The 21,578-nt window shown below is 67.7% G+C and carries 22 protein-coding genes and 1 tRNA gene; 8 read left to right on the top strand and 15 right to left on the bottom strand.

Features of this window, described 5'->3' with window-relative positions; all coding sequences use genetic code 11:
* Positions 1-12: 12 nt before the first annotated feature.
* From ABC347_RS00830 to ABC347_RS00790, 9 genes are all read right to left on the bottom strand, one after another.
* Positions 13-426, bottom strand: coding sequence for an Hpt domain-containing protein (locus ABC347_RS00830; RefSeq protein ID WP_413243896.1), 414 nt, complete (start codon positions 424-426; stop codon positions 13-15).
* Positions 427-496: 70 nt separating this feature from the next.
* Positions 497-718, bottom strand: coding sequence for a sulfurtransferase TusA family protein (locus tag ABC347_RS00825; RefSeq protein ID WP_413243895.1), 222 nt, complete (start codon positions 716-718; stop codon positions 497-499).
* Positions 715-2,079, bottom strand: a complete 1,365-nt coding sequence (gene der / locus ABC347_RS00820) for a ribosome biogenesis GTPase Der (RefSeq protein WP_413243894.1) — start codon at positions 2,077-2,079, stop codon at positions 715-717. The genes ABC347_RS00825 and der overlap by 4 nt, the downstream gene beginning before the upstream one ends.
* 147 nt (positions 2,080-2,226) lie before the next feature.
* Positions 2,227-3,591 carry a PQQ-like beta-propeller repeat protein gene (locus ABC347_RS00815; protein WP_413243893.1) on the bottom strand — a complete coding sequence of 455 codons (1,365 nt, stop codon included), beginning with the start codon at positions 3,589-3,591 and terminating at the stop codon, positions 2,227-2,229.
* Positions 3,588-4,289, bottom strand: a complete 702-nt coding sequence (locus tag ABC347_RS00810) for a tetratricopeptide repeat protein (RefSeq protein ID WP_413243892.1) — start codon at positions 4,287-4,289, stop codon at positions 3,588-3,590. The genes ABC347_RS00815 and ABC347_RS00810 overlap by 4 nt, the downstream gene beginning before the upstream one ends.
* 63 nt (positions 4,290-4,352) lie before the next feature.
* Positions 4,353-5,225, bottom strand: a complete 873-nt coding sequence (panB, locus tag ABC347_RS00805; RefSeq protein WP_413243891.1) for a 3-methyl-2-oxobutanoate hydroxymethyltransferase — start codon at positions 5,223-5,225, stop codon at positions 4,353-4,355.
* 48 nt (positions 5,226-5,273) lie between these two features.
* The gene (locus ABC347_RS00800; protein ID WP_413243890.1) at positions 5,274-5,711 is read right to left on the bottom strand and encodes a hypothetical protein; all 438 of its coding nucleotides are present in this window, start codon (positions 5,709-5,711) and stop codon (positions 5,274-5,276) included.
* Between the two features lie 64 nt (positions 5,712-5,775).
* A complete protein-coding gene (locus ABC347_RS00795) occupies positions 5,776-6,126 on the bottom strand; it encodes an ArsC family reductase (RefSeq protein WP_413243889.1) in 351 nt (116 codons plus the stop codon).
* A 691-nt stretch (positions 6,127-6,817) separates the two neighbouring features.
* Complete coding sequence (locus ABC347_RS00790) at positions 6,818-7,228, bottom strand: GFA family protein (protein WP_413243888.1); 411 nt, start codon at positions 7,226-7,228, stop codon at positions 6,818-6,820.
* A gap of 70 nt (positions 7,229-7,298) precedes the next feature.
* Here ABC347_RS00790 and ABC347_RS00785 point away from each other — a divergent pair, with 70 nt between their 5' ends.
* From ABC347_RS00785 to ABC347_RS00775, 3 genes are all read left to right on the top strand, one after another.
* Positions 7,299-7,880 (top strand): DUF7010 family protein, encoded by a 582-nt coding sequence (locus ABC347_RS00785; protein WP_413243887.1) that lies wholly within the window; start codon positions 7,299-7,301, stop codon positions 7,878-7,880.
* 124 nt (positions 7,881-8,004) lie between these two features.
* A complete protein-coding gene (locus ABC347_RS00780) occupies positions 8,005-9,489 on the top strand; it encodes an ATPase domain-containing protein (protein ID WP_413243886.1) in 1,485 nt (494 codons plus the stop codon).
* Complete coding sequence (locus tag ABC347_RS00775) at positions 9,490-11,550, top strand: hybrid sensor histidine kinase/response regulator (protein WP_413243885.1); 2,061 nt, start codon at positions 9,490-9,492, stop codon at positions 11,548-11,550.
* Positions 11,551-11,620: 70 nt separating this feature from the next.
* On the opposite strand, the gene ABC347_RS00770 is transcribed toward ABC347_RS00775, so the two are convergent.
* Positions 11,621-11,695 (bottom strand) — tRNA-Val (locus tag ABC347_RS00770).
* 63 nt (positions 11,696-11,758) lie between these two features.
* Positions 11,759-12,133 carry a cell cycle two-component system response regulator CpdR gene (gene cpdR, locus ABC347_RS00765; protein ID WP_413243884.1) on the bottom strand — a complete coding sequence of 125 codons (375 nt, stop codon included), beginning with the start codon at positions 12,131-12,133 and terminating at the stop codon, positions 11,759-11,761.
* A gap of 128 nt (positions 12,134-12,261) precedes the next feature.
* Here cpdR and ABC347_RS00760 point away from each other — a divergent pair, with 128 nt between their 5' ends.
* Positions 12,262-13,116: an N-formylglutamate amidohydrolase gene (locus ABC347_RS00760; RefSeq protein WP_413243883.1), complete on the top strand. Its 855-nt coding sequence runs from the start codon at positions 12,262-12,264 to the stop codon at positions 13,114-13,116.
* A 182-nt stretch (positions 13,117-13,298) separates the two neighbouring features.
* On the opposite strand, the gene ABC347_RS00755 is transcribed toward ABC347_RS00760, so the two are convergent.
* From ABC347_RS00755 to ABC347_RS00745, 3 genes are all read right to left on the bottom strand, one after another.
* Positions 13,299-13,853 carry a cytochrome b gene (locus ABC347_RS00755; RefSeq protein ID WP_413243882.1) on the bottom strand — a complete coding sequence of 185 codons (555 nt, stop codon included), beginning with the start codon at positions 13,851-13,853 and terminating at the stop codon, positions 13,299-13,301.
* A gap of 12 nt (positions 13,854-13,865) precedes the next feature.
* Complete coding sequence (locus ABC347_RS00750; RefSeq protein ID WP_413243881.1) at positions 13,866-14,645, bottom strand: SapC family protein; 780 nt, start codon at positions 14,643-14,645, stop codon at positions 13,866-13,868.
* Positions 14,646-14,727: 82 nt separating this feature from the next.
* On the bottom strand, positions 14,728-16,170 hold the full coding sequence (locus ABC347_RS00745) for an FAD-binding oxidoreductase (RefSeq protein ID WP_413243880.1): 1,443 nt from the start codon (positions 16,168-16,170) through the stop codon (positions 14,728-14,730).
* Positions 16,171-16,266: 96 nt separating this feature from the next.
* On the opposite strand from ABC347_RS00745, the gene ABC347_RS00740 reads away from it, so the two are divergent.
* The 3 genes from ABC347_RS00740 to ABC347_RS00730 all read left to right on the top strand — a co-directional run bounded on the left by ABC347_RS00740 (position 16,267) and on the right by ABC347_RS00730 (position 18,490).
* Positions 16,267-16,752 (top strand): hypothetical protein, encoded by a 486-nt coding sequence (locus ABC347_RS00740; RefSeq protein ID WP_413243879.1) that lies wholly within the window; start codon positions 16,267-16,269, stop codon positions 16,750-16,752.
* Between the two features lie 97 nt (positions 16,753-16,849).
* Positions 16,850-18,301: a DEAD/DEAH box helicase gene (locus ABC347_RS00735; protein ID WP_413243878.1), complete on the top strand. Its 1,452-nt coding sequence runs from the start codon at positions 16,850-16,852 to the stop codon at positions 18,299-18,301.
* Entirely contained in the window at positions 18,302-18,490 is a 189-nt protein-coding gene (locus tag ABC347_RS00730; protein WP_413243877.1) for a DUF1289 domain-containing protein, read from the top strand.
* A gap of 75 nt (positions 18,491-18,565) precedes the next feature.
* Here the strand turns inward: ABC347_RS00730 and tgt are convergent, their stop codons facing one another.
* Positions 18,566-19,687 (bottom strand): tRNA guanosine(34) transglycosylase Tgt, encoded by a 1,122-nt coding sequence (gene tgt / locus ABC347_RS00725; RefSeq protein ID WP_413243876.1) that lies wholly within the window; start codon positions 19,685-19,687, stop codon positions 18,566-18,568.
* Between the two features lie 187 nt (positions 19,688-19,874).
* Between tgt and ABC347_RS00720 the strand changes: the two genes are divergently transcribed.
* The gene (locus ABC347_RS00720; RefSeq protein WP_413243875.1) at positions 19,875-21,533 is read left to right on the top strand and encodes a thiamine pyrophosphate-binding protein; all 1,659 of its coding nucleotides are present in this window, start codon (positions 19,875-19,877) and stop codon (positions 21,531-21,533) included.
* Positions 21,534-21,578 lie beyond the last annotated feature (45 nt).

Genomic DNA, 21,578 nt, shown 5'->3' with positions numbered 1-21,578 from the left:
GCCGCCGGGGGGTCAGCCGTGAACGGCTTTCCGCCCGAAACCCTGACGCCGATCGGCAAGCGGATTGATCTCGCGATCGAACAGCGCCAGCGTCTTCTCGAACAGCGGGCGCAGCTCGACCACGCTCTCGATCAGTTCATCTGGCTCCTGGTGGTGCTCGATGCAGCGCCGGGCGACGGTTTCCACTTCCTCCGCCAGAATCGACAATGGGGTCGCGCCGAATTGCGCCGAATCACCCTTCAGCGTGTGCGCCGGAATCACCAGCGCGATCGCGCTGCGGGCGCGCATCGCATCCTCGATCTGGGTCACGGCCTTGGCGCCATCCTCGCGGAAATAGCCCAGGATGCGGATGAAATCCGCACCCAGCTCGGCCCGCGTGCGTCCGAACAGCTCCCAGTCCACGATCTGCTCCGCCTCGATTGGCAAGGCCCGTTCCTTTGTTAACAGCGCTTCCCCCGAAGCCTCTGCAATCTAGCAAGCCGGCGTAAACGAGCGGTTACGAAGCGGCCGTCGGAACCCGAATCTCGATACCTTCGCTGCCGGCATCGCGCAGCAGCCAGCCGCGTTCGGCCGCCAGCGCAGCGATCTCCCGTGGCGCGATCGGATCGTCGGCCAGGATCAGCGCGGTGGCGCCCGGCGCGGCATCGCGCAGCGCGCGCGCCAGGCGCAGCGCCGGCCACGGGCAGCGCATTCCCCGCGCATCGATCCGGATCGTCAATCGAACGGGTTCTTCGGCGCCCGCAGCGTGAGCCGGACCGGCACCGCGCCGAACCCCAGATCGCGGCGGATGCCGTTGACCAGGTAGCGGCGATAGCTTTCCGGCAGCTGATCGACCCGCGTGCCGAACAGGATGAACCCCGGCGGCCGCGTCTTGGCCTGGGTCAGGTAGCGCAGCTTGATCCGCTTGCCACCGGGCGCGGGCGGCGGGTTGGCCTCGATCGCCTTTTCGAACCAGCGATTGAGCTGGCCGGTGCCGATCCGCTTCGACCAGGCCTCGCGCGTCTCGAACGCGGTTTCGATCAGCTGATCGATCCCGCGGCCGGTGGCGCCCGATACGGTCAGCAGCGGCACGCCCTTCACCTGCGCCAGCCCTTCTTCCAGTGCGCCGCGCACGCCTTGGAACAGCGTCGGCGGGTTTTCCGCCACGTCCCACTTGTTCAGCGCGATGATCAACGCGCGGCCTTCCTGCAGCACGGCATCGGCGATACGCAGGTCCTGCGCTTCCAGTCCCAGCGTCGCATCCAGCAGCAGTACCACCACTTCGGCAAAGTCCACCGCGCGCAGCGCATCGGCGACGGACAGCTTCTCCAGCTTGTCCTGCACCTTGGCGCGCTTGCGCATGCCGGCGGTGTCGATCAGCCGCACCGGCCGCATCGTGCCGTCCGCCGATCGCCACTCCATCTCGATCGCGATCGAATCGCGAGTGATGCCGGCCTCGGGCCCGGTGATCATCCGCTCCTCGCCCAGGATGCGGTTGACCAGCGTCGATTTGCCGGCGTTCGGGCGGCCGACGATGGCCAGCTTCAGCGGGCCGTCCTCGGCATCCTCATCCTCGTCCTCGGCCTCGGGCGCGCCGTCCTTCTCGATATGCGGCAACAGCGCATCGAACAGGTCGGCCAATCCCTCGCCATGCTCAGCCGAAAACGGCACCGGCTCCTCGAAGCCCAGCGCGAACGCCTCGATCACGCCGCCCTCGCCCGCGCGACCCTCGGCCTTGTTGGCCAGCAGGATCACCGGCGTCGATTCCGATCGCAGCCAGCGCGCGATTTCCTCGTCCAGCGGCATGATGCCGGCGCGCGCATCGATCAGGAACAGCGCCACGTCCGCCTCGCGCACCGCCGCCTGGGTCTGCATGCGCATCCGGCCGGGCAGCGTATCGGGGTCCTCGTCCTCGAACCCCGCAGTGTCGATGATCCGGAATTCCAGGCCCAGCAGTACCGCATCGCCTTCGCGTCGATCACGGGTCACGCCGGGGCGGTCGTCCACCAGCGCCAGCCGCTTGCCGACGAGGCGGTTGAATAGCGTGGACTTGCCGACATTCGGGCGGCCGACGATCGCGACGGTGGGTTGGGAACGCATCGCCGGCCTATGACGCAAAGCCGCGCCGATGGGAACCGTGGCCACACGCCCGATCGCCCTGAGCCTGTCGAGGGCTGCCCTTCGTGTTGAGACAGGACAGTGCTTCGACAGGCTCAGCACGAACGGAAAGGCGGAGGGGCGGACCCCTCAGCGCCAGGCAGTCAGCTTGCCGTCATTGTCCAGCAGATAGGCGGTGCCGCCCGCCACCACCGGCGGCAGGAAGAACTGCTTGCCCGCCTCGATCGCCGATCCCAGCGATCCATCGCCCACGTTTACGCTCTGCAGCACGCCGCGCGTGCTGGTCACCCACAGCTTGTCGCCGGCAAGGACCGGGCCGGACCAGCCGATCGCGCCCTTCTTGTCTTCCTCGTCGCGCCAGCGCGGCAACTGCGCGATCCAGCGAACCCGGCCGGTGGTGCGCGCGATGCAGAGCAGCCGGGCATCGTCGGTCACCACGAACAGCCACTCGCCGCCTACGACCGGCGTCTCGATGCCGGCCACGTTCAGTTCCCACTGACGCTGGCCGGTCACCAGTTCCATCGCGACCATGCGGCCGCCCTGGCCGATCGCATAGACCTTGCCCTGGTCGATCACCGGCGACGCATCGATATCGGAAAGCGCCGCCACCGCGGTCGAGATCGAGGTCCGCGACAGCGCGTCCTGCCACACCGCACGGCCATTCTCGTAACGATAGGCGGTCAGTTCGCCCGACGAGAAGCCCGCGACAACCGTCCCCTGCGCAGAGGCTGGCGCCGCCACGCCGAACACACCGCTATTCTCCAGCGTCCCGGCCTCGTTCCAGACGGTCTCGCCGGTATCGCGGTTCAGCGCGAACAGCTGATTGTCCTGCGACACCACATAGACATGGCCATTGGCCACGGTCGGCGCGCCGCGCAGTGGACCGCCGGGTCGCTTCAGCCAGACCTGCGTGCCGTTGCTGGCATCGAACGCGGCGGCATCGCCCAGGCCATTGGTGGCATAGACCCGACCTTCGTCAAAGCTCACGCCGCCGCCGAACAGCGCGCCCGAATTGCCCTTGGCCTCGCCCGACAGGAAATCGATCCCGCCCTTGGTGTCCTGCGGGCTGCCGATCTTGGCGGTCCACACCTTGGCGCCGCTCTGCGCATCGAATGCGTGCAGCGTCGCGCTGGTATCCACCACGAACACGCGACCCGCAGCCACCACCGGCGCCGCCGCCAATCGCGCGCGGGTGGTGCTGCCATCGATGCTGGCGACCCAGGCGCGCGTAGGACTCGCCGCCAGCGCGACATTGCCCGGCGATTTCCAGGCGTTGCCGCCCGGCTGTGCCCAGGCCTCGTTGGTCTCGGCCGGCGGCACCGTCACGGGCACATCGGCGATCGACGGGTCGAGTTCGGCGCCGACCTCCGATGTCAGCACCGGCACGCGATCTCCAAGCACCGGCGTCTTGGGCTTGCTGCCCTTGAAAATTCCGCAGCCGGACAGCGCCGTGGCGATTGCCAGCGCGATGACGATCCGTGATTTCATGGTCATTCCTTGGGCTGGGCGGCTGGCTGCCGCACCGCATCGACCCCCAGCGCGCCGGCCATCTTCGTCGCGCGCGACCGCAGCGTCTCCGGCATGTCGGCATCGCTGGCGATCGCCGCGAAGATCCGGCCGGCTTCGGCCGGCTGGTTGAGTTTCAGGTGCGCGATCGCCACCAGTTCGCCCGCGCTGCCAAGCCACGGGTTGCCGGGCACCGCCATCGATCCCAGCCGCTGGATCACCGCCTGCGGCGGCAGCGTATCGAAATCGATCGTGGTCTGGCGGATCAGCGCCAGCTGGCGGATCGGCTCGGGCACCTTGGCATCGGCGGCCAGCGCGGCGAAGGCGGCGGAAGCGGCCTTGGCATCGCCCTGCTCCACCAGGATGCCGGCCTGCGTCATCCGCGCGGCGGCCGCGTAAGCGGAGTCGTCGGCCTTGGCCAGCGTCTCCAGCGCGGGTTCGGCGGCCTTGGCATTGCCGCCGCCCACCTGCTGCAGCGCCTGCACATATTGCTCGGCCCGCGCGCCCGCCTGGTTGGCGCTGTGCTGCTGCCAGTAGAGCAATGCCGCCAGCGCCGCCAGGGCGATCACCACGCCGATCACCAGCCAGCGGCCCCAGCGCTGCCAGAAACTGGTCAGCTGGTCCTTGCGGAGCTCGTCGTTCACCTCGCGCAGGAAGGCGTCTTCATTCGGGGGTGCAACGGCCAAGCAGGGTCTCCGGGGATCGAAACGGCGCGGACATTAGCCGCGACGATGGCTGAACGGAAGCTGTCAGTCCTTCGGGCGATAGATCTGATCTTCGGTCGGAAAGGCACGAGCGCGGACATCGGCCGTATAGCGCGCCGCCGCCGCCGCGATATCGTCGCCCATCGTCCCGAATTTCTTCACGAAGCGCGGCACCCGGTCGAACAGGCCCAGCATGTCCTCCGCCACCAGCACCTGCCCGTCGCACGCTGCCGAAGCGCCGATGCCGATCGTGGGGCACGCGACGGCCTTCGTGATGGCCACCGCGATCGGCTCCACCACGCCTTCGATCACCAGCGCGAAGCAGCCGGCCTCGGCGACCGCTATGGCGTCCGCCAGGATCTTGCGCTCCTCGGCCTCGCTGCGTCCGCGCGCCGCATAGCCGCCCAGCATGTTCACTGCCTGCGGGGTCAGCCCGACATGCGCCATTACCGGAATGCCGCGGGCAGACAGGAATGCGATCGTCTCCGCCATCGCCTCGCCGCCTTCCAGCTTCACCGCGGCCGCGCCCGTTTCCTTCAGGATCCGCGCGGCGCTCGCGAAGGCCTGCTCGGGCGAGGCCTCGTAGCTGCCGAACGGCATGTCGACGATCACTAGGCTGTGATAGCTGCCCCGCACCACCGCGGCGCCATGCGCGCACATCATTTCCAGGCTCACCGGCACGGTCGATGGCAGCCCGTAGATCACCTGACCCAGCGAATCGCCCACCAGCAGCATGTCGCAATGCGGATCCAGCAGCTGCGCCATCCGCACCGTGTAGGCGGTCAGCATCGCCAGCGGCGTCTCCGTCACCCCGTCCTTCTTGCGCGCCCGGATCGCGGGCACGGTCACGCGCTTCATCGGCGCGGGCGTGGGCGTGGCGCGGCTGGTCGAGGTATCGAGCGTGTAGGTGGTCGACATTGCCCGGCCCCTAGAACGTCCCGCCGGGCGGCGCAAACCGCGCGGGCGTCAGCGCAGCCAGCCGCGGGCCACTGCGGTCCGCGCGAACCAGACGGAGACGATGCCGATCGTGATGATGAAGAGCGGGAACAACGCTGCCGATGGCCCGACCGTCGTCAGGATCGGCGTCGCTGCGAACACCCAGCCGAACTGCACCAGCACCGCTGCCAGCGATACCAGGAACGCGACCAGCGCCAGCCGCCGCCGCATCACCAGCGCGATCCCGCCCGCCAGCCCGATCCACACCGCGATCGCATAGGCGCCCTTGGCCCAGTCGGGCATCGCCATCCAGATCTCCGCCTGCGCCCGCGGCAGCTTCGCAAGGTCGGCGGCGTCCATCGTCACCTGGCTCAGATAGGCGGCGCATCCCATCGCCTCCCACATCAGCAGCACGATCGCGACGATCCAGAACCAGCGCGGCGGTCGCGCCCCCGTATTTGCCGTCATGAAATCCTCCCCTGCCCCCAGGAGCCGAGGATGCCGCGTCCACGCGCCGCGTGCAACGCTCCCGTCAGCCGCCGAACAGCGCGGCGTAGCGATCCGGCTTGAACCCGATCTCGATCCCGCCGCCATGGACCAGCACCGGCCGCCGGATCATCGCCGGCTGCGCCAGCATCAACGCGATCGCCCGCTTCGCGTCCAGCCCCGCCTTGTCCGCATCGGGCAGCTTGCGGAACGTGGTGCCGGCCCGGTTCAACAGCCCCTCCCACCCGACCGCATCGACCCAGCCCTCGATCAGCGTCGGCGCGATCCGATCGACGCGATAGTCATGGAATTTGTACGCCACCCCGTTCGCCTCGAGCCAGCTGCGCGCCTTCTTCATCGTATCGCAATTGCGGATGCCATAGATCGTCGCCGCCATCACCTGCCCTCGCTGCCCGTCGCCCCATTGTTAGCGGGTTGAAGCCTGTCGTGCAGCCTGTCCGCTTACGCCCAGTTGTGGACATTAAGTCCTCTTGTTGTGACGCTGAATGGCTGCGATAAAAAAACGTGCGCAGGTGCCGCGACCAGTTCATTTCCGCCCTGCTCCTTCTGGGCGGGTGCGCCTCAGTGCCAAGGAGCAGCGAGCCCGCTCCTGCGTCCATGACTGTCGACTTCATCCGCCGCCAAGTCGTCACTCCAAACTGGCAGGCAGAGTTCGCCGACTGCTCGACTTCAGAGGTGCAATGCCTCGAAGTGCCAAACCGCTTGATCATATCGTTTCCGAATTCGTGCACCTCCGCTCAAGGCGGGTGGAGTGTTGCAGGAACACGCTTCAGGGGGACGTCTCCTGAGGTGCACTACGGCCTTCCAAGCGGCGGCTACATCTCGGACAAATACCCCCACGTCCATCTGCGGTATCGAAGAGGGATGGGCTTCATTGGCTGGTCGAGAACGATCAGAACGCCATATGATGCCGGTTGGAACGAGGGCGAAGATCGCGCCGAGGAATACCAGATTGTCTATCGCGGTATGGCCTCACCATTTCACTGCCGGTAACGTCCGCTAACCACCAATCCCGGACATTCACTGCGGTATCTTGCGGCCGCCATTTCAGCTTGTCTCTGCGAACCTCACCCCGCGCCTATGATCCGCGGCGGCCGCACGTAACCGAACGCCCCCGCCCCGTCCCAGCCGCGCCCGTTAGGATAGCGGAGCTCGATACCGGCGAGCGCGTCCGCATCGGCCAGCAGCATGTTGACGCCCATCATCGTGTCGCCGTGCCGGGCGATCGCGTCTTCGGTCAGCACGAAATGGGTGGTCGCGCCGCAGGTCGCGCAGAAGCGGATCTCGGCCGATGGCGCTTCCTTGTCCGCGCGCGAGAAGCCGTGCGTATCGCCGGCCACCGTCACTTCGGACGGGTCGAAATAGCCCCAGTGCGCGCCGCTCTTGGTGCACAGCGTGCAATTGCAGGCATGGATGAAGTCGGGCCGCCGCGCGGTCCGCAGCTGCACCTTGCCGCACACGCAGGAAAGATCGATCATCGGAGCGCGATAGCAACGGTCGCGCCGTCGCGGCAATTGCGTGCACGGGGAAGCGGCCTTGGGAGGTGATATGAAGGATTATGCGACGATCTCGCTCGCCGATGCGCGGCGCGACTATCTGGCAAGCTGCACCACCGCGATGCCGATCGCCGGCCTGCTGTCCTGGTCGGTGCTGGCGATCGCGGCCGGGCTGCTGGGTGATCGCCTGCCGAGCTTCGCGCCATTCGCCGCCGCCGCCGCGCCGGTGCCGATCGCACTGCTGATCGACAAGGCGCGCGGCCAGCTTCATGTCTGGGGGGAAGGCCGCGGCAATCCGATCGGGCAGCTGTTCATGCGGTTCATCACTGTCGTCGCGTTGATCATTCCGTTCGTGATCATCGCGGTGCAGGCTGCGCAGGAACTTGACCTGCTGATCCTCGGCCTCGCGATCCTGGCCGGGCTGGTCTGGGTGCCGCACGGCTGGGGCGCCGACGATCCGGCGGGGTTCACCCATTTCGTGCTGCGCGCACTGCTCTGCTATGCAGCCTATCTGCTCGTGCCCGATCCGGCCCGCGGGGCGGCGGTCGCTGCGGCGGCGGCATTGACCTATGTCTATGCGATCATTGCCATGAAGAAGCCGGCATCGGCACGCCAATCCCGTCCAGCGGGCTGAACCCGCGCAAATCTTCAACTTCCCCGATGGTCGTGAATCCATTAAAGTGAAGGCGAAGATAGCAGGCAAGACCGAGCGGTGCTGAACCGTGCGCTCAGGCCCAGTGAAGGCGTGCGCACGGCTTATGACTTTTGCGAAGATTTCCACCGGCAATGTCGGCCTGGATGAAATATTGCGCGGCGGCCTGCCGCGCGATCGGCTGTACCTGCTGGAAGGCACGCCCGGATCGGGCAAGACCACGCTCGCACTCCAGTTCCTGCTCGAAGGCGTCGCCCAGGGCGAACGCGTGCTCTACATCACCCTTTCGGAAACCGAGGAGGAGCTGGAGGCCGTCGCGGAATCGCATGGCTGGTCGCTCGATGCGATCGACATCTTCGAATTTGATTCGGCCGCCGATGTGCTCGGCAGCGGGCGGGATCAGTCGATCCTGCACAGCTGGGAAATGGAGCTCGGCCAGACGGTCTCGTTGATCGAGGCGGAGGTCGAGCGGGTGAAGCCCACCCGCGTGGTCTTCGACAGCCTGTCGGAGATGCGTCTGCTGGCGCAGGATCCGCTGCGCTATCGCCGCCAGGTGCTGGGCCTCAAGCAGTTCTTCGTCGGCCGCAGCTGCACCGTGCTGCTGGTAGACGATCTGACCGGCCATGCCGATGGTCGTGATACGCACCTCCACAGCCTGTGCCACGGCGTGATCACGCTGGAGCGGCTGACGCTCGATTTCGGACCTGCGCGCCGTCGGATGCAGGTGCAAAAGCTGCGCGGGGTCGATTTTATCGCCGGCTATCATGATCTGGCGATCCGTAAGGGCGGGCTGGAAATCTATCCGCGGCTGGTCGCGGCCGATCATCATGTCGAATTCGACGGGGGATCGGTCGCCAGCGGGGTGGAAGGGCTCGATGCGCTGATGGGCGGCGGGCCGCTGCGTGGCACCAGCGTGCTGATCACCGGCCCTGCAGGCACCGGCAAGACGACGATCGCGTTGCGCTTCATCGATGAAGCGTGCCGCAGCGGCGAACGCTGCTCGATCTTCCAGTTCGATGAACGGATCGGCACGCTGAACGCCCGCGCCCGCGCGTTCGGCATCGATATCAAGGCCCATATCGAAAGCGGCTGCCTCACCGTCCGCCAGGTCGATCCGGCCGAACTGTCGCCGGGCGAGTTCGCCGCTGCCGTCCGCGCGGAAGTCGAGGAGCGCGGCAGCCGGATGATCGTGATCGATAGCCTCAACGGCTATCTGGCTGCGATGCCGCAGGAACAGCAGTTGATCCTGCAGATCCACGAACTCCTGTCCTTCCTCAGCCAGAATGGTGTCGTCACCTTCCTGATCAATCCGCAGCAGGGCCTGATCGGCACGATGGCAAGCAATCTGAACGTCTCGTACGTCGCCGATGCGGTCCTGCTGCTGCGCTTCTTCGAAGCCGAGGGCCGCATCCGCAAGGCGATCTCGGTGCTCAAGAATCGCGGCGGCCACCATGAGGATACGATCCGCGAGCTGCGCATCGATGCCCAGGGCGTCCGCGTCGGGGCCCCGCTTGCCGGCTTCAACGGCGTACTCACCGGCACGCCCCATTATGTCGGCATCCCCACGCCGCTGATGGAAGACCGCGGCTAAGTGCATAGGACCGCTGGAGAAGGCTTCCGCGTCCTCATCGTGGCGCCCTATGGCCGCGACGCGGAAAGCCTTGCCCAGCTGCTGCTCCAGGAGGGCTATTCGCCGGAGATTCACGGTGATCTGGCCGGCGTGGCGGCTTCGCTGGGCGACGATACAGGCGTCATCATCCTGACCGAGGAGGCGCTCGCGACTGGTCTCGATTCGTTGGTCCCCGCGCTGGAGGCGGAACCGGCCTGGTCCGATATCCCGTTCATCCTGTTCTGCGCGCCCTCCCGTGCGCGCAGCCGTTCGTCGCTCGAGGTGCGCCACGGCCTGCCGCCTGCCATCACCAACGTCGTCGTGCTGGAACGGCCGCTGGGTTCGGCCACTTTGCTCACCAGCATCGCATCGGCCATGCGTGCCCGGCAGAAGCAGTTCGAGATGCGCGATCGGATGCGCGACCTGGCCGACAGCGAGGCACGGCTGCGGCTGGCGACCGATGCGGCCGATATCGGCACCTGGGATTATGATCCCGCCACCGATCGGCTGCGCTGGGATGCGCGCTGCAAGGCGCTGTTCGGCCTGCCTGCCGATGCGGAGATCAGCCTGGCGGACAGCTTCTATCCGGGCCTCCATCCCGACGATGTCGACGCCGCCCGCGCCGCGGTCGAACGCGCGATGGATCCGGGCGGCGACGGCGTCTACGACATCGAATATCGCACCATCGGCCTGGGCGACGGCGTCGAACGCTGGATCGCGGCCAAGGGCGGCAGCATCTTCCAGGATGGCCGCGTCGTCCGCTTCATCGGCACGGTGATCGACATCACCGCGCGTAAGCAGACCGAACTCGAGCTCGATCGGCTGGCCCGCACGCTCGAACAGAAGGTGGCGGAACGGACGGCCGAGCTGGAAGCCGAGATGGCCAGCCGCAGCCGCGCCGAAGCCGCGCTTCGCCAGAGCCAGAAGATGGAAGCCGTCGGTCAGCTCACCGGCGGCATCGCGCATGATTTCAACAATATGCTCACCGGCGTGATCGGCGCGATGGATATCATGAAGCGCCGGCTGGCCGATGGCCGGACCGATGATCTCGAACGCTTCATGGATGCCGCCGCCACCTCCGCCCAGCGCGCCGCCGCGCTGACCGCGCGGTTGCTCGCCTTCTCGCGTCGCCAGTCGCTCGATGCCCGCCCGGTCGATGTGAACGCGCTCGCCGCTGGTCTGGAAGATCTGCTGCGCCGGTCGATCCGCGAGAATATCGTGCTCCGCATCGTCACCACGCAGGATCTGCCGCTGGCGGTGGCCGATGCCAACCAGCTCGAAAGCGCGATCCTGAACCTCGTTATCAACGCGCGCGATGCCATGCCCGATGGCGGGCAACTGACGGTCGAGACCGGCGCGGTCACGCTCGATGCCGCCTATGCCGCCACCCGGCCCGATGTCACGCCCGGGCGCTACGTCGTCATCGCCGTGTCCGACAGCGGCGTCGGCATGCCGCCCGACGTCCTGGAAAAGGTGTTCGAACCCTTCTTCTCGACCAAGCCGCTTGGCCAGGGGACGGGGCTCGGCCTGTCGATGGTCTATGGCTTCGCACGCCAGTCGGGCGGCCAGGTCCGCATCCACAGCCACCCGGGCGGCGGTACCTCGGTCAAGATATATCTGCCGGTCAGTGGCGATGCGCTGCCCGATGCCGCCGCCCCTGCCGTCACGCATCAGGGCCAGGGCCAGACCGTGCTGCTGGTGGAAGACGACGGCTCGGTCAGGCTGCTGGTGCGCGAAGTGCTCGAGGAACTGGGCTATGCCACGCTGGAGGCGGCCGATGCGGATTCGGCGCTGCCGATCCTCCATTCGGATCGCCGCATCGATCTGCTGGTGTCCGATGTCGGCCTGCCCGGCATCAATGGCCGCCAGCTGGCCGAGCTGGCCCGCCGCCAGCGCCCCGATCTGCCGATCCTGTTCGTGACCGGCTATGCCGAGAATGCCGCGATCCGCGCCGATTTCCTGGGCAGCGGCATGGATATGATCACCAAGCCGTTCGCCATCGAACAATTGTCCGCCAAGGTGGCCGAGATCATGGCCGGCTGATCGCCACCCGCGCTCCGCGGAACGCAAATGAAAAAGCCCCGCCAACCCGTTGGGGCGGCGGGGCTTTTAATGGTGGGCGTGGCAAGGATTGAACTTGCGACCCCTGCGATGTCAACACAGTGCTCTACCACTGAGCTACACGCCCACGGGGAGGCGGTCCCCTAGCCGAGGGATTTGCCGTCCGCAAGCCCCGTCGGCGGCGGCCGCGTCACAATCCGCTGGCGTCGCCGATCTCGAACATGCGGTTCACCTCGAGCACCAGATCGCGCAGGTGGAACGGCTTGGAAAGCACGCGCGCATTGGCGGGCGTTCCGCCCATCTTCAGCGCGACCGCGGCGAACCCGGTGATGAACATCACGCGCATCGCAGGCGCGATCTGCGCCGCCTTCTGGGCCAGTTCGATCCCGTCCATCTCGGGCATCACGATATCGGTCAGCAACAGGTCGAATCGCTCGGCCTCGATCAGCGGCAGCGCTGCCGTGCCACGGTCGACCGCGGTCACCGAATAGCCGGTCCGCTCCAGCGCGCGGACCAGATACTCGCGCATGGAATTATCGTCTTCGGCGAGCAAGATGCGCACCATATTCGCCGTCCCCCGTCTCAGCGCCGCGTGGGACCGCCATTATGCGCGCAGGGCTTAACATTTTCCAGCCATTGCGCGCGCCGCTGCGATGATTTGCGCGCGTGCCGGCAACCGCCTAGCGTGGCTACGTGCTGCCTGCCTTCGTCCGCCATGGCCCGCGCGTGCCCGCCAGCCCGCTGGTATTCGCCGTACCCCATGCCGGGCAGGATTATCCGCCCGCGCTTCTCGCCAATGCCGTCCTGCCGCAGGATCGGCTGGCGATGCTGGAGGATCGGCTGGTCGATCGGCTGCTCGTGCCGCTGATCGCCGCCGGCGCGACTGCGATCGTCGCCACCCGCGCACGCGCCTGGATCGATCTGAACCGCGATCCGCGCGAAATCGACGTCGCGATGGTCGATGGCGCGCTCCCCGGCCCGGCCGCCATCGCCACCGCCCGGCTGCGCGGCGGGCTCGGCCTGATCCCGCGCCGGATCGCAGGTGCCACGATCAGCCATGCCCGGTTGCCGGCAGCGGAAATCGGGCGTCGGATCGCGGAGGATCACCGCCCCTATCATGCCGCGATCGCTGACGCGCTGGATGCCGCGGCCGCGCGCTTCGGCACGGCGCTGCTGGTCGATTGCCATTCGATGCCGCCGCTTGCCGCCGATCCGCAGGGTCATCGATCCGATGCCGTGATCGGCGATCTGTTCGGGCGGTCTGCCGCACCCCGTTTCGCGCTCGCGGCCGCACGGTCGTTGCGCGACAGCGGTCTGCGCGTGGCGTGCAATCGCCCCTATGCCGGCGGCTTCACGCTCGAACGGCATGCCGCGCCGTCGATCGGCCGCCATGCGATCCAGATCGAGCTGTGCCGCAGCCTCTATCTTCAGCCGGGCCTGCGCGATCCGGGCCCTGGCCTCCCCGCCACCGCGGCGGCCTTGGCGCGACTCGCCGAAAGCCTGGCCGCCACGATCGACGACCACGCGTTTCCCGCGGCTGCCGAATGAAAAAACCACCCCGTGCAAGAAGCACGGAGTGGCCAAGGTTCAGGGAGGAACGCGCCCGGAGGCGCGCTGGTAACAAGCCGCGAAAGGGGGAAACACGGCCTGCGTACCATCTCCAAGATAGGCGCGGTGCAAATAGCTTTCAAGCCCGCATCAACCAAAAAAGATTGGCCCGGTGGAATGGCTTAGCGCTGGCGCAGGACCGGCGCCATCCGCACCAGCGTGGCATCGCGGTCGATCAGATGATGCTTCAGCGCGGCGCCGACATGCAGCAGAATCAGCGCGATCATCGCGAAGCCCATCAGCTCGTGCGCCTCGTGCATCGCGCCCGCGATCGCGGTGGCGCGCTCGACCGGCAGCAGCGGCACGTCGAACAGGCCGAACCAACTGATCGGCCGCGGGGTCTTGGCGGCGGAGGAAAACCACCAGCCGCTGAACGGGATGGCGATCATGAAGACGTAGAATAGCCAGTGGGTCAGGTGCGCCACGCCCACCTGCCAGCCGGGCATCGGCGGCAGCGGCGGCGGCCGGTGCGTCAGCCGCCACGCCAGCCGCGCGACGCTCAGGAACAGCACGGTGATCCCGATCGCCTTGTGGATCGGCATCACCGGCCAGCCTTCCAGCGCATCATGGCCGATGCCGATCGCGAGGTTCACGATCACCAGCAGTCCGATCGTCCAGTGGAAGGCGATTGCGCCGCGGCTGTACCGTTGCTGGGCCATCGCCGCGTCGCGCATCATATCGTCTCCCGATCAGGCCAGTTGTACGGTTGGCTGCGGGTTCTTGCCCTGGAGCACCTGGCGATTGAAGATATCGCGCACCAGCGAGAGCGAGAAGAGGTGGGCGTAGACCAGCGGCAGCACGCCTTGCTGGATCAGCTTGCGCGCCACGTCGCCGCGCAGCTCGCGCACCGCATCCTCCGAAACCATCTGGAAGCCGCGATAGACGAACGGCTTGTCGGGCTGGGCATCGGTCTGGATCGTCATCTCGCCGTCGATGAGCAGCTTGTTGTCGCTCAGTTCCTTGACGAACGCGGCAGTACGCTGGCCGGCGGTCTCGAATTGCTCGCAGAACTGCAGGATCGATTGGGTCCGCTCAGACGGCTTGGCATCGCTGAACAGCGGCTCGCCCTCCTCGAACTTGCCGACCACCTCGGCGGTCGGATCGAAGCACAGCGAAAGCTCGTCCGTATCGGGCCGCAGCTTGGCCAGCATGAACGGATAGCGCCGCACATAGGCCGGCACATAGACGTCCTCGCGCAGCTGGCCGTCCTCGGCGAAATACACGTTCACGCCTTCGTTCAGCCCCATCAGCGCCAGCGGCACGGGATTGGGGCCAACCGAGAACACGATCGGGTAGTGGCGCTGCGCGATCCCGAATTCCTCGACCGTCAGCGGCACGGCGTGGGCAGACGCGAGGAACGGTGCGGCGTTCAGCTGGCGCACGTTCCAGTCGCTGTGGACGGTCGAGCTCAGCGGCTCGAGCTGGTTGTAGAACAGCGGCAGCACATTTGCCGGCGAAGCACTGGCCATCAATACTCTCCCAGAGAAACAGGTCGTCCGCGATCGCACCCTTCTGCGCGATCAGGGACAGGCATTAGCTTGGCAACCGCGTCTATTGTGCTGCCCGATATGGCGCAAGCGGCACCAGCTTGCCCGGGTTCATGATGCCGCGCGGATCGATCGCCGTCTTGATCGCCGCCAGTGCCGCCAGCCGCGCCGCGCCGCCCACCCGCGCGAATTCGGCCAGCCGGGTCTGGCCGATGCCATGCTCGGCGGAAAGCGATCCCCCCGCCTGCCCGACCAGATCGTGGACGAAGCCGTTCACCGCGGGCCCGTGCGCCGCGATCCAGGCGGCTCCGTCGGGCCCGGCCGGCGGACGGACGTTGAAATGGACATTGCCATCGCCCAGATGGCCGAACGCGATCACCCGCGCGCCCGTGAACCGCGCCTCGACAGCCGCCCGTGCGGACAGGATGAAACCCGGCATCGCCGCGACTGCTACCGACACGTCATGCTTCACGCTCGATCCGTCGGCACGCTCGGCCTCGGGCACGGCCTCGCGGATCCGCCACAGCGCGGCCGCCTGCGCTTCGCTCGCGGCAACCGTCGCATCCTCGACCACGCCGTCCTCCAGCGCCGCCGCCAGCGCATCGCCCAGCGCCGCCTCGATCCCCGAATCGGCGCGCGCGCTGGTCGCCTCGATCAGCACGTGCCAGGCGTGGCGGCCGACCAGCGGTGCGCGTGTGCCGGGCACATGGTGCAGCACCAGATCCAGCGCATCGCCCGGCACCAGCTCGAAACTCTCGATCGCGTCGCCCAGCCGCGCTTCCAGCGCGCGCAGCAGCCGCAGTGCGTTGGCGGGATCGGCCAGCCCCGCCCAGCCTACGCCGCGCGCCCCGATCGCCGGCACCAGTCGCAGCGCCGCCGCGGTCACGATCCCCAGCGTGCCTTCCGCGCCCGCCAGCAGTTGGCGCAGGTCGTAGCCGCGATTGTCCTTGCGCAGCGGCGCCAGCCCCTCGAACAGCGATCCGTCTGGCAGCACCGCCTCGATCCCCAGCAACAGCTGGCGCATCGTGCCGAAGCGCAGCACCTGGGTGCCGCCGGCATTGGTGGAAACCAGCCCGCCGATCGTGGCCGAACCCTTGGCGCCCAGCGACAGCGGGAACCGCCACCCCTGCACCGCCGCCGCGTCGTGCACGTTCGAAAGGATCGCCCCCGCCTCCGCCACGATCATCCCGTCGCCAGCGGAAAGGCTGCGGATCGCATCCATCCGCCGCAAGGATACCAGCAGCGCTGATCCGTCGGCCGGCGGAGTCGCACCCGCCACCATCGATGTGTTGCCGCCCTGCGGCACCAGCGGCACGCCCGCCGCGCCGGCCAGCGCCACGATCGCCTGCACTTCGGCCGGATCGGCCGGGGAAAGCAGCGCCGCGCTCGCCCCCGTCCGCGCGCCGCGCCAATCGGTCAGCCAGGGGCGGATCGCATCGGGATCGCGGGTGAAACCGCGTGGGCCGAGCCGGTTTTCGAGCTTGTCGAGCAGCTTTTCGTCGATCATGCCGCTGCATAGCGCGCTACCGGCCGATCCGGCAGCATTAATCCCCTGTTCAAACGATCGGATAAAGGTCGCTCGCGTCGTCATGCCGCCCGAATCATGTCCTCCCTGGCGCTGAGCGCGCTCCTTGCCGCCGGTGCGCCCGCCGCGGCACCGCTGCCCCCGGTGGTCGCGATCGCGCAGCTGACGATCCGCCAGCGCGTGATCCTGCGCGTGCCGACCCGGCCGGTGCCCGCGCAGACGCCGATGCGCTGGAAGGAAGGCAACGGCCCGCGCTGCATCGCGGCCGACAGCGTGGCCGCGGCCGCCCTGTCGGGCAAGGACCGGATCGACCTGATCCTGCGTGGCGGGCTGCGGCTGCGCGCGGAATTCTCGGACAATTGCCCCACGCTCGATTATTATCGCGGCTTCTATCTGATCCCCGCGTCCGATCGCCGGATCTGCGCGGATCGCGATTCCGTCCATGCCCGCTCGGGCGGCGAATGCGAGATCGAACGCTTCCGCACGCTTACCGCCGAACCCGTGCCGCCGCCCAAGCCCAAGCGCCGCCGCATGATCGACATGATCCGCGGCGAGCGTCGCTGAGCGCTGCCGGGCGATGTTTCCTTGACAATCGGCCCCTTCGCCCGCAAGCGCGGCCGGTAACTGGCAACCCGCGCGGGTGCCCATTTCCGGATCGCCCATGACCTTCGCCGATCTCGGCCTCTCTGATGAATTGCTGCGCGCGCTGGATGAGTCCGGCTATAGCGAGCCGACGCCGATCCAGGCCGGGGCGATCCCCCCCGTGCTGATGAACCGCGATCTGATCGGTATCGCGCAGACCGGCACCGGCAAGACGGCGTCGTTCGTGCTGCCGATGATCGATATCCTGGCGCATGGCCGCGCGCGTGCGATGATGCCGCGCAGCCTGATCCTGGAACCCACGCGCGAACTGGCCGCCCAGGTCGCCGAGAATTTCGAGAAATACGGCAAGTATCACAAGCTCTCGATGGCGCTGCTGATCGGCGGCGTGTCGATGGGCGATCAGCTGGCGGCGCTGCAGAAAGGCGTCGATGTGCTGATCGCCACGCCTGGCCGGCTGATGGATCTCTTCCAGCGCGGCAAGATCCTGCTGTCCGGCTGCTCGATCCTGGTGATCGACGAGGCGGATCGCATGCTCGACATGGGGTTCATCCCCGATATCGAGACGATCTGCACGAAGCTGCCTGCCACCCGGCAGACCCTGCTGTTCTCGGCCACAATGCCGGCGCCGATCAAGAAGCTGTCGGATCGCTTCCTGTCGAATCCGAAGCAGATCGAAGTCGCCCGCCCCGCCTCCACCAACCTGCTGATCGAGCAGCGCATCGTGGAGACCAGCGCGCGCTCCAAGCGCGATACGCTGGTGCGGCTGCTTCAGGCCGATGACGTGCGCACCGCGATCATCTTCTCCAACCGCAAGACCACGGTGCGCGAGCTTGCGACCTCGCTCAAGCGTTCGGGCTATGCCGCGGGCGAGATCCATGGCGACATGGAGCAGTCGGAACGGATCCGCGAGCTCGATCGCTTCAAGGCCGGCGAGATCAACATCCTGGTCGCGTCCGACGTCGCTGCCCGCGGGCTCGACATCAAGGGCGTCAGCCACGTCTTCAACTTCGACGTGCCCTGGCATCCCGACGATTATGTCCACCGCATCGGCCGCACCGGCCGCGCGGGTGCCACCGGCAAGGCGTTCACGCTGATGACGCCCGACGATGCCGAGGCGGTCGACAATATCGAGAAGCTGACCGGCACGAAGATCGAACGGCTCGCTTCCGCCGCGCCTGCGGCCGATCCGATCGAGACCGTTGCCGAGGCCGCCGCCCGCCCGAAGCGCGAGCGCCGCCGTGGCAGCCGTTCGGATCGCCCCGCCGAGCCGGCGTCTGCGCCCGAGGCCGCAGCGATCGAAGACGCCGCCCCGCGCGAGGATCGTCCTCGCCGCGACGACCGTCCCCGCCGCGACGATCGACCCCGGCACGAAGAGCCGCGTGCTGCCGACCGTGCCGATCGCCCCCGCCGCGAACGCCGCCGGGATGAGGATGACGGGCCCGATGATGGCTGGAACGGCCCGTTCCCCGAATTCCTCAACTATGGTTTCGGCACCACCAAGGCCGATTGAATGGCGGTGGCATCGCCCTGCACGGGCGTCTGCCGTCTCGACGATGCCGCCCGCCTCTGCCTAGGCTGCGCCCGCACGCTCGACGAGATCGCACGCTGGTCGTCCACCGACGATGAAGATCGCGCCGCCATCCTCGCCCGGATCAGGACGCTACCGCCCGCCTCACCCAATTCATCATCCCGGAATTGATCCGGGATCCAGCTTCCTCTTCCGCAACCGAACGCCACGCGGCTGGACGGATCAAGTCCGGGATGACGCAATCAGCTAAGCCCGATACCGCCCCACCCACGCACCCGCGAAAGCGCCCAATTCCCCCCGCCCGATTGCCGCGCGCAGGTCCGCCATCAGCGCCTGGTAGAAGGCGATATTGTGCTCGGTCATCAGCATCGCGCCCAATATCTCGTCCGATCGCACGAGGTGATGGATGTAGGCCCGTTCCCAGGTCGCACAGACCGCGCAGCCGCATTCGGGGTCCAGCGGCGCGCGATCCTCGGCGAAGCGGGCGTTGCGGATGTTGACCGGCCCGTCGCGGGTGAATGCCTGGCCGGTGCGGCCGCTGCGCGTCGGCATCACGCAATCGAACATGTCGATCCCCCGCACCACCGCGCCCACGATGTCGTCGGGCTTGCCCACCCCCATCAGGTAGCGAGGCTTGTCCGCTGGCAGCATCCCCGTGGCATGGTCCAGGCAGGCGAACATCGCGTCCTGCCCCTCGCCCACCGCCAGCCCGCCGACCGCATAGCCGTCGAACCCGATCTCGATCAGCGCCTCGGCGCTCGCCCGCCGCAGCCCCTCGTCCAGCGCGCCCTGCTGGATGCCGAAGATCGCATTCTGCTCGGCATGCTCGCTGCCGGCATCGAAGGCATCGCGGCTGCGGCGCGCCCAGCGCATCGATCGCTCCATCGCTGCCGCCTGCACGTCGCGCGTCGATGTCGTCGGCACCAGCTCGTCGAACGCCATCACGATGTTCGAACCCAGCAGCCGCTGGATCTCGATCGATCGCTCGGGGGAAATCATGTGCCGCGATCCGTCGAGATGGCTTTTGAAAGACACCCCGTCTTCGGATCGCTTGGTCAGGTCGGCCAGGCTCATCACCTGGTAACCGCCGCTGTCGGTCAGGATCGGCCGATCCCACCCCATGAATCGGTGCAGCCCGCCCAGCCGCGCCACCCGCTCCGCGGTCGGCCGCAGCATCAGGTGATAGGTATTACCCAGGATGATGTCCGCTCCGGCCTTGCGCACATCGCCCGGCTTCATCGCCTTCACCGTGGCCGCGGTCCCGACCGGCATGAACGCTGGCGTCCGTATATCCCCGCGCGCCATCCTTATGGTGCCGAGCCGCGCCAGCCCGTCGCGGGCATGAATGTCGAACGAGAAGCGCGTCATGGGGGGCCGCTTAGGCGGTCACGATCCTCCCCTGCAAGGGGAGGGGGACCGCGGCGCAGCCGTGGTGGAGGGGTGTGCGGCAACCGCAGCGCTGGCGGAGGCCTACCTCCATCGTCCTTCGGATGGTCCCCCTCCCCGTGCCGGGGAGGAACTTGGCCCCCCGCCCCGCCCCCGCTATACGCCGCCAATGACCAGCACCCCCCGCACCGGCGGCCGCATTCTCGTCGACAACCTTCTGGCGCAGGGATGCGATCGCATTTTCTGCGTGCCGGGCGAATCCTATCTCGCCGTGCTCGATGCGCTGCACGACAGCCCGGAGATCGATCTCGTCGTCGCCCGGCAGGAAGGCGGCGTGGGCTATATGGCGGAGGCGGACGGCGCGCTCACCAAGCGGCCCGGCATCGCCTTCGTCACCCGCGGGCCGGGGGCGACCAACGCATCGATCGGCGTCCATGTCGCGATGCAGGATTCGACGCCGATGATCCTGTTCATCGGCGATGTCGCCCGCGGCGATCGCGATCGCGAGGCGTTCCAGGAAGTCGATCTGGTGGCCATGTTCCGCCCGCTCGCCAAATGGGCGACGCGGATCGACGATGCCGCCCGCATTCCCGAATATGTCGCCCGCGCCTATGCGGTGGCGATGGCCGGCCGCCCCGGGCCGGTGGTGATCGCGCTGCCCGAGGATATGCTGTGCGACGAAGTGGTGGCGGTCGATCGCCCCCGCGTCGAGCGGCCGGCGCAGGCCGCCGATCCCGGCGCGATGATCGCGCTGTTTGATCTGCTGAAGGATGCCGCCGCCCCACTCGCCATCGTCGGCGGAGCCGATTGGGATGGCTGCGCGGCGCATCATTTCGCCGAATTCGCCACGCGCCACGGCATCCCCGTCGCCGCCGCCTTCCGCCGCCAGGATGCGATCGCGAACGATTGCACGGTCTATGCCGGCAATCTGGGCTATGGCCCCAATCCCAAGCTGCTCGAACGCGTCAAGGCGGCCGATCTGCTGCTGGTCGTCGGCCCCCGGCTGGGCGAGGCGACCACCGATGGCTACACGCTGATCACCCCAGATCATCCCGGCCAGATCCTGATCCACGTCCACCCCGACCCCGCGGAACTGGGCAGCGTCTATCGCACCGATCTCGCGATCTGCGCGGACACGCATGAATTTGCCGAGCTAGCCGCCCATTGGGATTCGGAAGTGATCGATTTCGCCGACGGGGCCGAGGCCAATGCCGAATGGCAGGCCTGGGCCACCCCGCAGCCGACCGATGATATGCTCGATCTCGGCCCCTGCGTGGCGGCGATGCGCGCCGCGATGCCCGCCGATACGATCATCTGCAACGGCGCCGGCAATTTCTCCGGCTGGTGGCATCGCTACTGGCGCTATGCCGGCCCGGTCTGTCAGCTGGCGCCGACCGCAGGGGCGATGGGCTATGGCCTGCCTGCCGGCGTCGCTGCCGCTCTGCGCCATCCCAATCGCCGGGTCGCGGTGATCGCGGGCGATGGCGATTTCCTGATGAACGGGCAGGAACTGGCGACCGCGATCGTCTCCGGTTGCCGGCTGCTGGTGCTGGTGGTGGATAACGGTTCCTACGGCACGATCCGCATGCACCAGGAACGCCGCTACCCTAGCCGCATCTCGGGCACGGATCTCGCCAATCCCGATTTCGCAGCACTCGGCCGCGCCTTCGGTGCCTGGGCCGCGACCGTCAGCGAAACCGCCGCCTTCCCGGATGTTCTGGCCGAAGCGCTGGCCCAGCCCGGCGTCGCGCTGATCCACCTAAAGACCGATGTCGAGCGGATCGCGCCCGCCGTTACCGTATCGGCGCTGCGGGCGGCGCCGCGTTGACCGTTCCGATATCGGACACCGGCCGCGACCGTCCCTGAATCGGAC

It is taken from the genome of Sphingomonas canaveralia, assembly GCF_047238125.1.
In the GTDB taxonomy this organism is placed as follows: Bacteria; Pseudomonadota; Alphaproteobacteria; order Sphingomonadales; family Sphingomonadaceae; genus JBDFMH01.
Note: the sequence above shows the minus strand (reverse complement) of the source record. Positions and strands in the feature narration are given on the sequence as shown.

Excerpts from the sequence above, each read along its gene's own strand:
- panB (WP_413243891.1), bottom strand. The coding sequence starts at position 5,225 with ATGTCGACCACCTACACGCTCGATACCTCGACCAGCCGCGCCACGCCC.
- ABC347_RS00795 (WP_413243889.1), bottom strand. The coding sequence starts at position 6,126 with ATGGCGGCGACGATCTATGGCATCCGCAATTGCGATACGATGAAGAAG.
- ABC347_RS00785 (WP_413243887.1), top strand. The coding sequence starts at position 7,299 with ATGAAGGATTATGCGACGATCTCGCTCGCCGATGCGCGGCGCGACTAT.
- ABC347_RS00735 (WP_413243878.1), top strand. The coding sequence starts at position 16,850 with ATGACCTTCGCCGATCTCGGCCTCTCTGATGAATTGCTGCGCGCGCTG.
- ABC347_RS00800 (WP_413243890.1), bottom strand. The coding sequence starts at position 5,711 with ATGACGGCAAATACGGGGGCGCGACCGCCGCGCTGGTTCTGGATCGTC.
- der (WP_413243894.1), bottom strand. The coding sequence starts at position 2,079 with ATGCGTTCCCAACCCACCGTCGCGATCGTCGGCCGCCCGAATGTCGGC.
- ABC347_RS00780 (WP_413243886.1), top strand. The coding sequence starts at position 8,005 with ATGACTTTTGCGAAGATTTCCACCGGCAATGTCGGCCTGGATGAAATA.
- cpdR (WP_413243884.1), bottom strand. The coding sequence starts at position 12,133 with ATGGTGCGCATCTTGCTCGCCGAAGACGATAATTCCATGCGCGAGTAT.
- ABC347_RS00815 (WP_413243893.1), bottom strand. The coding sequence starts at position 3,591 with ATGACCATGAAATCACGGATCGTCATCGCGCTGGCAATCGCCACGGCG.
- ABC347_RS00740 (WP_413243879.1), top strand. The coding sequence starts at position 16,267 with ATGTCCTCCCTGGCGCTGAGCGCGCTCCTTGCCGCCGGTGCGCCCGCC.
- ABC347_RS00730 (WP_413243877.1), top strand. The coding sequence starts at position 18,302 with ATGGCGGTGGCATCGCCCTGCACGGGCGTCTGCCGTCTCGACGATGCC.
- tgt (WP_413243876.1), bottom strand. The coding sequence starts at position 19,687 with ATGACGCGCTTCTCGTTCGACATTCATGCCCGCGACGGGCTGGCGCGG.
- ABC347_RS00720 (WP_413243875.1), top strand. The coding sequence starts at position 19,875 with ATGACCAGCACCCCCCGCACCGGCGGCCGCATTCTCGTCGACAACCTT.
- ABC347_RS00745 (WP_413243880.1), bottom strand. The coding sequence starts at position 16,170 with ATGATCGACGAAAAGCTGCTCGACAAGCTCGAAAACCGGCTCGGCCCA.
- ABC347_RS00790 (WP_413243888.1), bottom strand. The coding sequence starts at position 7,228 with ATGATCGATCTTTCCTGCGTGTGCGGCAAGGTGCAGCTGCGGACCGCG.
- ABC347_RS00750 (WP_413243881.1), bottom strand. The coding sequence starts at position 14,645 with ATGGCCAGTGCTTCGCCGGCAAATGTGCTGCCGCTGTTCTACAACCAG.
- ABC347_RS00755 (WP_413243882.1), bottom strand. The coding sequence starts at position 13,853 with ATGATGCGCGACGCGGCGATGGCCCAGCAACGGTACAGCCGCGGCGCA.